This window comes from Tetragenococcus koreensis, from assembly GCF_003795145.1.
Lineage (GTDB): Bacteria > Bacillota > Bacilli > Lactobacillales > Enterococcaceae > Tetragenococcus > Tetragenococcus koreensis.
Genome location: NZ_CP027786.1, coordinates 1,146,440 through 1,158,690, shown reverse-complemented (window position 1 = coordinate 1,158,690; position 12,251 = coordinate 1,146,440). Strand labels below are relative to the sequence as shown.

Genomic DNA, 12,251 nt, shown 5'->3' with positions numbered 1-12,251 from the left:
TTCCAAAGCTCTATCTAAAGCGACTTTTTAGTCGCTTTTTTGTTGCTTTATTGTTACTAGTCGAAAGAAACTTCTATCAAATTAGAAGCATAAAACGATGCGGATTCAGCCAAAATACCTTGCTGACTTAGGAAACTAACAAAAGAGTTAGCTGGAAAAAGATACTATAATTGTTTCATTTTAGAAAAGAAACCAGAAAAAAATTATTTATCTTACCAAAAGGCGCTAAATTTTGGTAAGATAAAAGAAACATTACCGAGATTTATTTTACTTGGTAAGAAAGCGGAGGAGGAGCTTTATGAAACTTGAACATATTGCTATTTGGGTGAAAGATATTGAAAAAATGAAAGCATTTTACGAAAAATATTTTAATGTCAGTAGTACGGATTTATATCATAATAAAAAAACAGGTTTTAGCTCTTATTTTTTAACCTTTGAAGAAGGAAGCCGAATTGAATTAACGACAAAGCAGCATTTATCAAATCGTATTGCTGAAAGCTTAGGTTATGCGCATATAGCTATTGCGGTAGGTGGCAAAACAGCAGTCGATACTTTTGCTGAAAAGTTTGTCCAAGATGGTTTTCCACTTTTAAATGGGCCCCGGACAACTGGCGACGGTTATTATGAAGCAGTAATACAAGACCCAGAAGGAAACTTGATTGAATTAACAACTGATTTAAAATAAACGAGCAGTTTGTCAACTGTCTATCAATTTTGCGGTGGACAGTTTTTTCTAATCAAGTAGTATTCAGGTAATTAATACTGTGATCATTGATACCGAATGCTCCTATTTAAAAGCTTTTTTTTTTAAAATTAGAAAGCTTATTAGAATTAGCAGTAACCCGTAAAATAGGAAACAGAGATAAGCAAATGTTTCTCCTATATTGGCAAATAGTGGAAAAATAAAACTGGTTATAGGAGGCGTTAAAACTAGTAAGGAATTTACAGTGGTTACAATACCGCCTAAATGCTCTGTTGGATAATTATTGACGATTTTAGCTGTGAACCGAGGAGAAACAATCCCTAATAGTAAAGCAATAAAGCTTGAACTAATAAGTACTATATATAAATTATTTAAAATAAAACCAACACCTACGATGCCAATAAATAAATTAGCGGTACTATTTAAAGTGGAAGTCGGAGTATTTTTGAATAAGTTGGAGCTGATACTATTTCCTACCATCATAAAAATAGTAATTAAACCCGAGAGTAAAGAAATTGTTAGCGGTCTAGATAGAAATAATGAAACATTGTCGTTTTGTATGAAAATAACGAAGATGGGAGTTAGTCCACCGAAGACGCCGTTAAGTAGGGAAAGCTGACAGAGATCATTCAAAATGAACTTATCTTGATATAAAGTTTTAAAATTATTTTTAATGTTCTCAGTGGTCGTTTTTTCTTCTGTGATAGTAGGAAGTTCTTTTTCTACCACTAATAATTTGGAACGTATAAAAATATAACTTATACCCACAATAAAGAAGAGCATAGCGTTAATATAAGCTATTGTTCCAGCAATGAAAAACGTTAGAAGAATAGAACCAGCAAAAGTAGCAACAATGTTGACCAGTTGGGCAGTAATGCTTATGATGCCTTGAGCTCGTTGCATATCTTTTGGCTGAACTAAAAGTTTAGAAAAGGGAGCGACAAGAGCTGAAGAATAATTACCTGATAGATCGGAAACAAAATTAAGTGCGGCTATACATAGGACTAATGGAAATGTGGTTGAGTAATTAAATAGTAGGCCGATAAATAAGTATAAGAAAGTTCTAAAAAAAGAATTGTTAATGAGAAGTTCAATTTTGTTATTTCTTCGGTCAGCAAGGCTGCCTAACAAAAAGCTCAGCAACACGGGTAAGGTTTCAGAAATAGAGACAATCATTACAGCAAGATTAGCTTCTGGTAAAGAAGCAGCTAACGTAAGCATGGCTGTGTAAAATAGCCGATCGCCAGTTTTTGAAAATAAGTTTATACTCGCTAGTTGAGCAAAACTTGCATTTTTTCTGATAAATTTGAACATAAATATCTCTCCTTTGCAGAAATAATTATGTAGCAAAAATCAGATATAGATGAAAAAAGTAAACTTTTATTTACCCTTTAAGGAGAGAGCCGCTATGTATGGAGTAGTCGTTAAAAAAATTAGGTTAGATAAAGGACTTCCTTTAAAATCTGTTTATACAGAGGTTTGCTCAAAAACAAATGCCATTAAATTTGAAAGTGGGGAACGGACATTAGCAGTTGATAAATTTTACCAAGTACTTTCGAATTTGATGATGACGATGGACGAATTTCAATGGATAAAAAATGGTTACAGACCACAGCTTGATGTGTACCATAGTTATAGGATTAGTAAGTCATGGAATGCCAATAAAATAGCCCAATTTGAAAAATATATCCGTCATATCGAATCAAGTACAATTGGAATAGAAAGAATTCAATTAGCTAATTATAGACTTCTGGAGAACTATGAAAAGGGGTTAAAGCTTAATGAACAAGAATTAAGCATAGTCATTGATTATTTTTCAAATTTACTTACGTGGACTTTAAGTGATTTAAAGTTCTTTGCTAATAATTGTTACTTTCTACCTTATCCTTTGATGGGTCAACTACTAAAAGAAGCATTGAAAGTACAAAGTAGATATAAGTACTATCCTAATAGTGACCATGTTTTTGCCACGGTGTTAATTAATTGTATTGAACGAATGATTAAAGAAAAGGATGTTTCAAACGCACTTTCCTCTTTAAGCATACTAAACGACTTAATTACAGGAATAACTATGGATGGTTATCGCTTGTTAGCTAAATATTATGAAGCAAAAATAACTTTTCTTTACTTAGACACAGAAGCAGGTAGAGAATCGCTAGAGGACTTATTAAAAGTAGCTAATTTCTTTGATAACAGTCAATTGGCAGAAGAAATAGAAGAACTGTTAAAGTGAAGAAGAATTTACAGTGACAATCATAGAATTACGACAAAACTTAAAAAAAAAGCCTGTGAAATGATCATCTCACAGGCTTTTTAGTAGGGTAAAGGAAGTATATATTTTTATTATATTATAGTAAGCTATCAAGCGAAGTATGCTCAATTCCTAAATCTCCAGCTACTGCTTCATGTACTAAGTATCCTTTATAGGTATTAACACCGCGATATAAGGCAGGTTCATTTTGCAATACTTCTTCAATCGATGCACCAACTATCTTTTTAGCAAAAGGTAAAGTTGAATTACTCAAAGCAATGGTAGCCGTTTGTGCCACAGCTCCGGGCATGTTGGCAACTGCGTAATGAGTAACTCCTTCTTCAACATAAGTTGGGTCATCGTGTGTCGTTGTTTTTGTTTCTGTTTCAAAAATTCCACCTTGGTCAATTGCAATATCAACAACTACGGAATGGTCGGGCATGTCTTTTACCATTTCTCTTGTAACTAACGTTGGTGCTTTACGTCCAGGTAAAAGAACTGCTCCAACAACTAAATCGGCTGTTTTCAATTGTTCTTTAATATTGAAACTGTTGGACATCAATGTTTGCACTTGTCCGTTAAATTCAGTATCTAGTTCTTTTAATCGATTGATATTGACATCTAAAATGGTTACTTTAGCACCAAGACCGTGAGCAATTTTTGCTGCGTTAGTCCCTGCAACGCCACCACCGATTACAACAACATTACCTTTACGTACACCAGGAACGCCTGCTAAAACAATTCCTTTACCGCCTTTAGGGCTTTCTAAAAATTCAGCGCCGATTTGGGCTGCCATCCGGCCGGCAATTTCACTCATTGGGGATAGGAGAGGGAGAGTGCCATTATCTAATTGTACATTTTCGTAGGCAATCGCTGTTACTTTGGCTTTTTGTAGAGCTTGGGCAACGGGTTTATTTGCTGCTAGATGTAGATAGGTAAATAAAATTAATCCTTCACGAAAGTATTTATATTCTTCTTCCAAGGGTTCTTTAACCTTCATTACCATGTCCTGTTCCCAGATTTCTTCAGGAGTATCAACAATTGTGGCTCCCACTTTTTCATAGGCTTCATCTTTGAACGCAGAACCATAACCTGCATTGGTTTCTATCGAGACATCATGTCCACTTTGAATCAGTTCATAAACGCCTGAAGGGGGCAATGCTACACGATTTTCATTGTTTTTTATTTCCTTGGGTATTCCGATTTTCATAAGACCACTCCATTTTATTAAGTTAACTTAATTATAGCGGAAATTAGCTTTTCATACAAAAATTTTATTGTGTTTCAAAAAATTTTTTTATGTCTGTTATGTAAACTTTCCGTTAATGCTAATTAAATAAGCCTTACCAACCATTATGGTTGATAAAGCTTTTGTAGTGCTGTTATTGAAATTTTAAGTGCCTGTTTCTAATTCTTCTAATTGCAGGCTCAAATCTTCCCATTGTTCCATTAGATCTTCTTGTTGACTTTGGGTTGTGTGCAATGATTGATCTAATTCATTTAATTTTACATGATCGTCTAAGTTTTCCGGTAGGGTCATTTCCTCTTTAATTTGGTTTATTTTTTCATCAGCTGCGGCTAATTCTTCTTCCACTTGTGTAACTTTACGTTGAAGCGCCCGTACTTGTTTTTGTTGCTCTTTGGAATGAGCAAAATTTTGTTTCCCACTAGGTTTCGGTTTTTCTTGGGGCATCGCGGATTTTTCATATTCAGCTAGTTCTTGTTCTTCTTGTTTCTTTTCTAAATAATAATCATAATCGCCCAGATAAAGTCGAGAACCATCTTCTGAAAGCTCAACTACTTTGGTGGCAATACGGTTGATAAAATAACGGTCATGAGAAACGAAAAAGAGCGTACCTTCATAATCGATTAAAGCATTTTCTAACACTTCTTTATTATCAATGTCTAAGTGGTTGGTAGGTTCGTCTAGGACTAAAAAGTTTTTTTGATCCATGGCTAGTTTAGCTAAAGCAACACGCGCTTTTTCTCCACCGCTTAACAAAGAGATTGGCTTATCAACGTCATCTCCAGAAAACAAGAAACTACCTAGTATTCTGCGAATATCCACCTCAGGCGTTGTAGGATGTTCGTCCCACAACTCTTCTAAGATCGTTTTGTTTTGGTTTAATTCTGCTTGACCTTGATCGTAGTAGCCAACGGTAACGTTGGTACCAAAACGCTCTTCCCCTTTAATAAAAGGGATTTCGCCAATCATGGATTTTAATAAGGTGGATTTACCGATACCGTTAGGACCCACTAAAGCAATAGCTTCTTGTCGTTTGATATCTAAGTTAATTGGTTCAGATACAACACTGTGATCATAGCCAATTGCACCATTTTCTAGCTGGAATACAATATTTCCAGAAGTTTTTGCTATATGAAATAGGAAATTAGGCGCTTTTTCTTTGCCTTGCGGACGTTCAAGCCGGTCCATTTTCTCTAATTGCTTTCTGCGACTTTGTGCTCGTTTGGTGGTTGAAGCACGGACGATATTTTTGGCAACAAAGTCTTCTAACTTACTAATTTCTGCTTGTTGCTTTTCATAAGCTTTCCAATCACTAGCCAGTTGCTGGCTTTTTAAGTCTAAGTAACGACTATAGTTTCCTTTATAGTGGTGCATTTTATTACGACTAATTTCGTAAATCTCGGTTACGACTTTATCTAAGAAATAGCGGTCATGTGATACGATCAGTAGTGCTCCGCGATAATTTTGTAGATAACCTTCTAACCAGCTGAGTGTTTCAATATCTAAATGGTTGGTCGGTTCATCCAAAATTAAAATATCCGGGCTTTGTAACAGCATTTTAGCTAATGCTAAACGAGTTTTTTGTCCGCCAGAAAGCGTTTGGATGGATTTGTCGTAAAAGGATTCATCAAATTGGAAACCATGCAAAACTGAACGCATTTCATTTTCATAGCCATAACCATTTTTTTCTGCGAATTCTTGTTGCAAGTTGTCATACTGGTTCAGAATTGTCTCATAGTTTTCATCTTCAGGCACGGCTTGACTGATTTGTATTTCTAGTTCGTGCATACGTTTTTCTATTTGCTGTACGTCAGAAAAAGCTTCGAGCATTTCTTCCCAGACCGTTTTATCAGAGTCTAGACCCGTATCTTGTGCTAAATAACCTAGAGAAACGTTTTTATTCTTGGCAATCGTGCCCTGGTCAGGCGGATCAATGCCAGCAATGATTTTTAACAGTGTTGACTTTCCCGAGCCATTACGACCTACCAAACCGATACGAGCTTGGCTGCTGATTTCTAATTGAATATTTTTAAATAAAGTATCTGCACCAAATTGCTGCGCAATTTGATTTGCTTGTAATAAAATCATAGTACCCTCACTTTAATTTTCATTGATTTTATGTATCCATAAACGCTAGTGTATCACAATTTATCCGTGTTATAAAGAATGAGCAAAATGCGCTTTCAACTGTATTTGTAAAAATTTGCAGTAATCTGAGCAATCAAATTGCTTTTTTTCGTTTTTATCTGTTATGATACTACGTGTTATAAGTGAACTTTTCACAATGGAGGGCTAGAAAGTGAAAGAAAATAGTATTCCCAAAGCAACTGCGAAACGGTTGCCTTTATATTATCGCTATTTGCGAATTTTAAATGATGCTGGAAAGACAAAGGTTTCCTCAACTGAATTAAGTGAGGCCGTACAAGTCGATAGCGCCACGATTCGTCGTGATTTTTCTTATTTTGGAGAATTAGGTAAGCGTGGATATGGTTATGACGTAGAAAGCTTAATGCAATTTTTTGCTAAAACATTAAGTGATGACGAAATGACCAATGTCGCATTAGTTGGTGTGGGGAACTTAGGTAGTGCCCTGTTAAAATATAAATTTCATCAAAGCAATAGCATTCGTGTAAGTGCTGCGTTTGATGTTAATTCAGATATTGTAGGACGGATTGTTGATGGCATTCCGGTATATCCAATGTCTGATATGGTTGAACAAATTGCAATTCAACGAATTGAAATTGCCATCTTGACGGTGCCAGCATCCAATGCACAAGATGTTGTCAATGACTTAGTTGACTCTGGTATTAAAGGTATTCTGAACTTTACGCCAGCGCGTATTTCTGCACCGGCTAATGTTTTAATTCAAAATGTTGATTTAACCAATGAATTACAGACGTTGATTTACTTTTTACACAGTAACGAAAGTCTAAATCCATCATCTGAAGAAGAATAAATGGAAGTCTTGATCTTTTCTTTGATTGCACTTGTGCTAATCAGTAAGAGAAAATCAGGACTTTTTTCAACCAGAAAAGGATTTGTAAAAAGTAGTCAAAATTCACAAAATAATCACAGTTTTCAGATATACTTTTTATAAATGAACGGATTTAGTTGTAGTTTCCCAATTTGTTTAGTACAATATACAAAAGAATAAGTGAACAATTAGGAGAAAGAGGTGTCGTGTGAATGGGTTATAAAGACGAAACGGTACGTTTTGATTTTGATGACAGCCGCAAAAAAGAAGTTAGCGAAACTCTTGCGATCGTATACCGTGCGCTTGAAGAAAAAGGGTACAATCCAATTAACCAAATCGTAGGGTATTTGTTGTCAGGCGATCCGGCGTACATTCCGCGTTATCGCGACGCGCGTAATTTAATTCGTCGCCATGAACGAGATGAAGTATTAGAAGTCTTAATACGTTTTTATTTAGAAAACCATGGAGTCAACTTATAATGCGCACTATGGGTTTGGATGTTGGTTCAAAAACGGTTGGTGTAGCTGTAAGTGATCCGTTAGGGTGGACAGCACAAGGCATTGAAATTATTCCAATCAATGAAGAAGAAGGCGAATTTGGTTTTGCCAGATTAAAAGAATTGGTTGAGCAATATGAAGTGGAACAATTTGTGGTTGGACTGCCTAAAAATATGAATAACTCAATCGGGCCTAGAGCTGAAGCATCAATGAATTATGGGAAAAAATTAGAAGAAAGCTATCAACTGCCGGTTATTTATCAAGACGAACGTTTATCAACGGTTCAAGCTGAACGGATGCTTGTCGAACAAGCGGATACTTCCAGAAAAAAACGAAAAAAAGTAATTGATAAATTAGCAGCAGTAGTGATTCTACAGAACTATTTAGACGCTGTAGCAAAATAAATTGCACATTTTTAAAAGAAAAAGAGGAGAATTAAACCAATGGCAGAACATACACACGATCACGACCATGATCATGATCATGAAGGACATGAACATATTACTTTAGTGGATGAACAAGGAAATGAAACCTTGTATGAAATCTTACTTACTATCGACGGCCAAGAAGAATTTGGTCGTAATTATGTTTTATTATATCCAGCTGGAACTGATGAAGATGAGGAAGTCGAATTGCAAGCTTATGCTTATATCGAAAATGAAGAAGGCACAGAAGGCAATTTAGAACAAATCGAAACAGATAAAGAATGGGACATGATTGAAGAAGTATTTAATACATTCATGGCTGATGAAGAAGAATAAACTTAAATGTTAAGCTGAATCCTTACTGAGTGAGGGTTCGGCCTTTTTTTATAGTTGAAGAAATTTAAGTTCTTAGTTGATTACATACAAAGTCTACTTGCTGTTTCATTAGCAAACAAACGAATGAAAAAATAATACAAAGAGGAAGTGTAACAATGAAGGCACTTTATTTTAAAAATTTTGGAACTAGCGCTGTTTTAGAATACGGAGAGTTACCCGAGCCTGTATTGCAAGCTGATGAGGTTTTGGTAAAGACAGAATATATTGGATTGAATTTTGCTGATATCTACCGTAGAAAAGGGGAGTATCATATTGAAAATAATAAACCATATATCAATGGGTATGAAGGCGTCGGGAAAATTGTCAAAGTAGGCTCTGGCGTGGGTCAATTTAACATTGGCAGAGAAGTCCTTTTTGTTGATGTTCCCTTTGCCAATGCTGAGTATGTTGCGGTGCCCAGAGACAACATTATTCATTTACCTCAAGGAATATCTTCTCAGTTGGCTGTATCCGTTGGGCTTCAAGGCCTGACAGCAGATTTTTTAGCGCATGATCTTAGTAAACCCAATGAAGGAGACCAAGTCTTTATTACTGGCATAAGCGGTGGTGTAGGACAAATTTTAGCTCAAATGCTTATTTCAGAAGGTATTTCTGTCTACGGTTCTGCTTCAACAAAAGCTAAGAAAAAATTGGCATTATCTTTTGGAGTAAAAGAAGTTTTTCCCAGTCGAGAAAAAGGTTGGAGCGATAAGCTAGCTGGAAAATTTGATGTCGTATACGATGGTGTAGGGAAAACATTAAACCAAAACATTTCTTTCTTGAAAAATCGTGGAAAAGTAATCTTTTTCGGTATGGCTGGAGGTACTCCGCCACAAGTTGACTTGATTGATCTGCTAGCACACTCAAAAAGTATTCTAACCGGTGATCTATGGGATTATCTAATAAACTTTGAAGAGAGACAACAAAGAAGCCAACGTTTATTTTCCTATTTTTTAAATGAAAAAATTGCCATTAGTGAACCGACAATTTTTTCACTTGCGGACGGAAAAAAAGCACATGATTATTTAGAAGAAGGTAAGAATATAGGAAAAGTTTTACTGAAACCATAGAGGAAAGTGCTAATTTACAGTAGAAAAAAACTACTTGAAAATATTGTTTTAATTGTACAGAATCTGTTTTATTCTCTACTAATAAAATATTTGAGTTATTCTATTTTCGACATTCTCATAAATACTCGTTATAATAGATAATTGAATATTGAAGTCAGGAGGAAATTTGATGAGAAAAACAAACGTTGTAAGCGAATTTGCACCATTAAAATCAGTTGTTTTAGCGCAGTCAGAGTTTTGTTTTCCAAACGATACTGAAAATAGCATGGATACCTCTTTTTTGACGAAAGAAAATGAAGAGTTTGTAAAAAATAGTGGTGGAAAAGATGTAGCAGAGGCTGATAAACAGTTGCAAAGCGATTGGGAACAAGAAAAAATAAAAATGCAGTCACTTCTTGAATCTTATGGCGTTGAGGTTTTAAGGCCGCGTTTACTTACACGACATGAAAAAGAATATGGAAGAAGCCAAGGAGTTGGCTATAGCAATTTCTTTTCCAGAGATCCTTTCTTTACGATTGGGCCTTTTATCATTGAAGGAAATTTGCGGTTTATGCATCGTCGCAGAGAAATACTTCCTATCCGTCCTGTTTTAAATGAATGGGCCAAAAATAATGAGGGATATTATTTTGCAGCTCCTCAACCTGATTTATCAGAAGGCGAAAAGAGTGAAATTGGACCGTTTATTGAAGGTGGCGATGTTGTTGTTTTAGGGGAAACTATTTTTGTTGGTCATTCTGGGTTGGCTAGCAATCTAAATGGTATTCGTTGGCTCAAACAACTTATGGAACAATTTGATTATAAAGTGGTTCCTGTTCGTTTGCATCCATCGATTTTGCATCTGGATTGTGCGCTTAGTATGCTTAAAGAGGGCTTAATGATTGTTTGCAAAGAGGCCTTCTTAGATGGCATACCTGAAGAATTAAATGATTGGGAAAAAATCAACGTTTCGTTGAAAGAAGCTGCCAACCTAATAACAAACGGCCTGCCAATCAACGATCAGGTATATGTTACCGATCAAGCGTTCACTGATTTGATTGCACAAATTAAAGCCAAAGGTATAAAAGTAGAAACGCTCGATTACCGCGTTTCTAGAATGTTTGGTGGTTCTTTCAGGTGTACGACACAGGCGTTGATAAGAGAGTGAAAGTTTTTCATTTGTGAGAACCAATGTGGGACCGGTAGACTATCAGACACTTGACAATTCATTCTTTCTAGTGTAAATTACAATACAACAAAACACATGAGAATTCCGTTGATGAGAAGAGTAGTTTCTAACTTCTATTCAGAGAGATCTTGGTTGGTGAAAAAGATTATGAAGTAAGAAATGAAGATGGTCTCTGAGGATAAATCATCGATATGTAGATGATTTCGAAAGGTTCAATCGTTAACTTGAACATCATTTCATTAATTTTGAGATGGTCTAAGAGAAGTGCAAACTTCTAAAACAAGGTGGTACCGCGAAATTTTCGCCCTTTTATCAGTTTTACTGATAAGAGGGCTTTTTTAGTGGAAAAAAATTGGATCTTTTGTTCGAATGAAAAAAAATTTTTGGAGGAGATTGAAGATGAAGAAAAGTTTGAAAAAGACATTGTATGCTGGGGTACTAGGATTGACAGCTGTTGGATTAGGAGCTTGTGCAGGTGGTAATGACCAAGGCAGTGGCTCGGATGAAAATGAGACATTAACGGTAGGCGCTAGTTCTACGCCTCATGCTGAGATTTTAAATCAAGTAGAAGATGATCTGGCTGATGAAGGGTATGATTTAGAAGTTGAAGTTTTTGATGATTATGTGCTACCTAACCAAGCGTTAGCTGATGGCGATCTTGATGCAAACTTCTTCCAACATGAGCCTTATTTAGATAACTTTAATGAAGAAAATGATACAGATTTAGTTCCAGCAGCTCAAATTCACTATGAACCACTGGGATTATATCCTGGTCAAACAGATTCGGTTGATGATGTAGAAAATGGCGCTGAAATTGCCATTCCTAATGATGCTACTAATGGCGCTCGCGCGTTATTATTGCTGGAAGAAGCTGGCTTAATTAAGTTAGAAGATGATAGTGACATCACAGCTACGATCGACGACATTGAAGAAAATCCAAAAAATCTAGAACTAACAGAACTAGATGCTTCTCAAATTCCTCGTACTGTGGAAGACGTGGACTTAGCTGTAATCAATGCTAACTATGCTTTAGAAGCAGGTTTTGATGTTCAAGATGATGCTTTAGCTATTGAAGGGGAAGATTCTGAAGCTGCACAAACTTATGCTAATATTGTAGCTGTCCGTAATGGGGATGAAGATGCGCCAGCAACTGAAGCTTTGGTTGAAGCGTTGCAAAGTGACAAAGTAAAAGATTATATGGATGAAGAATACCAAGGCGCAGTTATTCCGCTATTTTAAAAAAGCACATGGAGCTGTGACATAAGTAAAAACAAGTTAAAAAAATCCGAACTATATTTATTGAGATTTGCTAATCATTGTGGATTTGCGACAAGTAACCGCAGGAGCAGTGTTTTGTGCGACGAGTAACCGCAGGAGCAGTGTTTTGTGCGACGAGTAACCGCAGGAGCAGTGTTTTGTGCGACGAGTAACCGCAGGAGCAATGTTTTGTGCGACGAGTAACCGCAGGAGCAATGTTTTGTGCGACGAGTAACCGCAGGAGCAAGCTCTCTGTAGTTCGGATATTTTTATCAAATAGTCTTATGT

Annotated in this window: 12 protein-coding genes and 1 other annotated feature; of the genes, 9 read left to right on the top strand and 3 right to left on the bottom strand. The window is 36.0% G+C overall.

Annotated elements, in window-relative coordinates; translation table 11 throughout:
- Positions 1 to 298 precede the first annotated feature (298 nt).
- The gene (locus tag C7K43_RS05490) at positions 299 to 685 is read left to right on the top strand and encodes a VOC family protein (RefSeq protein ID WP_124005947.1); all 387 of its coding nucleotides are present in this window, start codon (positions 299 to 301) and stop codon (positions 683 to 685) included.
- A 102-nt stretch (positions 686 to 787) separates the two neighbouring features.
- Here the strand turns inward: C7K43_RS05490 and C7K43_RS05485 are convergent, their stop codons facing one another.
- Positions 788 to 2,017: an MFS transporter gene (locus C7K43_RS05485; protein WP_124005946.1), complete on the bottom strand. Its 1,230-nt coding sequence runs from the start codon at positions 2,015 to 2,017 to the stop codon at positions 788 to 790.
- A 94-nt stretch (positions 2,018 to 2,111) separates the two neighbouring features.
- On the opposite strand from C7K43_RS05485, the gene C7K43_RS05480 reads away from it, so the two are divergent.
- On the top strand, positions 2,112 to 2,936 hold the full coding sequence (locus C7K43_RS05480) for an Rgg family transcriptional regulator (RefSeq protein WP_157977729.1): 825 nt from the start codon (positions 2,112 to 2,114) through the stop codon (positions 2,934 to 2,936).
- A gap of 115 nt (positions 2,937 to 3,051) precedes the next feature.
- Here C7K43_RS05480 and ald read toward each other — a convergent pair whose 3' ends face one another.
- The gene (gene ald, locus C7K43_RS05475; protein ID WP_124005944.1) at positions 3,052 to 4,164 is read right to left on the bottom strand and encodes an alanine dehydrogenase; all 1,113 of its coding nucleotides are present in this window, start codon (positions 4,162 to 4,164) and stop codon (positions 3,052 to 3,054) included.
- Positions 4,165 to 4,347: 183 nt separating this feature from the next.
- Positions 4,348 to 6,288 carry an ABC-F family ATP-binding cassette domain-containing protein gene (locus C7K43_RS05470; RefSeq protein WP_124005943.1) on the bottom strand — a complete coding sequence of 647 codons (1,941 nt, stop codon included), beginning with the start codon at positions 6,286 to 6,288 and terminating at the stop codon, positions 4,348 to 4,350.
- Between the two features lie 211 nt (positions 6,289 to 6,499).
- Here C7K43_RS05470 and C7K43_RS05465 point away from each other — a divergent pair, with 211 nt between their 5' ends.
- The 7 genes from C7K43_RS05465 to C7K43_RS05435 all read left to right on the top strand — a co-directional run bounded on the left by C7K43_RS05465 (position 6,500) and on the right by C7K43_RS05435 (position 11,945).
- Complete coding sequence (locus tag C7K43_RS05465) at positions 6,500 to 7,156, top strand: redox-sensing transcriptional repressor Rex (RefSeq protein ID WP_124005942.1); 657 nt, start codon at positions 6,500 to 6,502, stop codon at positions 7,154 to 7,156.
- 230 nt (positions 7,157 to 7,386) lie between these two features.
- Complete coding sequence (locus C7K43_RS05460) at positions 7,387 to 7,653, top strand: IreB family regulatory phosphoprotein (protein WP_014125240.1); 267 nt, start codon at positions 7,387 to 7,389, stop codon at positions 7,651 to 7,653.
- Entirely contained in the window at positions 7,653 to 8,075 is a 423-nt protein-coding gene (gene ruvX / locus C7K43_RS05455) for a Holliday junction resolvase RuvX (RefSeq protein ID WP_124005941.1), read from the top strand. The genes C7K43_RS05460 and ruvX overlap by 1 nt, the downstream gene beginning before the upstream one ends.
- Positions 8,076 to 8,114: 39 nt before the next feature.
- A complete protein-coding gene (locus tag C7K43_RS05450; protein WP_124005940.1) occupies positions 8,115 to 8,432 on the top strand; it encodes a DUF1292 domain-containing protein in 318 nt (105 codons plus the stop codon).
- Positions 8,433 to 8,587: 155 nt separating this feature from the next.
- A complete protein-coding gene (locus tag C7K43_RS05445; protein ID WP_124005939.1) occupies positions 8,588 to 9,541 on the top strand; it encodes a zinc-binding dehydrogenase in 954 nt (317 codons plus the stop codon).
- A 169-nt stretch (positions 9,542 to 9,710) separates the two neighbouring features.
- On the top strand, positions 9,711 to 10,685 hold the full coding sequence (locus C7K43_RS05440) for a dimethylarginine dimethylaminohydrolase family protein (protein WP_124005938.1): 975 nt from the start codon (positions 9,711 to 9,713) through the stop codon (positions 10,683 to 10,685).
- Positions 10,686 to 10,784: 99 nt separating this feature from the next.
- Positions 10,785 to 11,018, top strand: a binding site (T-box leader).
- Between the two features lie 87 nt (positions 11,019 to 11,105).
- A complete protein-coding gene (locus C7K43_RS05435) occupies positions 11,106 to 11,945 on the top strand; it encodes a MetQ/NlpA family ABC transporter substrate-binding protein (protein ID WP_124005937.1) in 840 nt (279 codons plus the stop codon).
- Positions 11,946 to 12,251: the final 306 nt, after the last annotated feature.

Excerpts from the sequence above, each read along its gene's own strand:
- C7K43_RS05490 (WP_124005947.1), top strand. The coding sequence starts at position 299 with ATGAAACTTGAACATATTGCTATTTGGGTGAAAGATATTGAAAAAATG.
- C7K43_RS05480 (WP_157977729.1), top strand. The coding sequence starts at position 2,112 with ATGTATGGAGTAGTCGTTAAAAAAATTAGGTTAGATAAAGGACTTCCT.
- C7K43_RS05435 (WP_124005937.1), top strand. The coding sequence starts at position 11,106 with ATGAAGAAAAGTTTGAAAAAGACATTGTATGCTGGGGTACTAGGATTG.
- C7K43_RS05485 (WP_124005946.1), bottom strand. The coding sequence starts at position 2,017 with ATGTTCAAATTTATCAGAAAAAATGCAAGTTTTGCTCAACTAGCGAGT.
- ald (WP_124005944.1), bottom strand. The coding sequence starts at position 4,164 with ATGAAAATCGGAATACCCAAGGAAATAAAAAACAATGAAAATCGTGTA.
- C7K43_RS05445 (WP_124005939.1), top strand. The coding sequence starts at position 8,588 with ATGAAGGCACTTTATTTTAAAAATTTTGGAACTAGCGCTGTTTTAGAA.
- C7K43_RS05470 (WP_124005943.1), bottom strand. The coding sequence starts at position 6,288 with ATGATTTTATTACAAGCAAATCAAATTGCGCAGCAATTTGGTGCAGAT.
- C7K43_RS05450 (WP_124005940.1), top strand. The coding sequence starts at position 8,115 with ATGGCAGAACATACACACGATCACGACCATGATCATGATCATGAAGGA.
- ruvX (WP_124005941.1), top strand. The coding sequence starts at position 7,653 with ATGCGCACTATGGGTTTGGATGTTGGTTCAAAAACGGTTGGTGTAGCT.
- C7K43_RS05440 (WP_124005938.1), top strand. The coding sequence starts at position 9,711 with ATGAGAAAAACAAACGTTGTAAGCGAATTTGCACCATTAAAATCAGTT.
- C7K43_RS05460 (WP_014125240.1), top strand. The coding sequence starts at position 7,387 with ATGGGTTATAAAGACGAAACGGTACGTTTTGATTTTGATGACAGCCGC.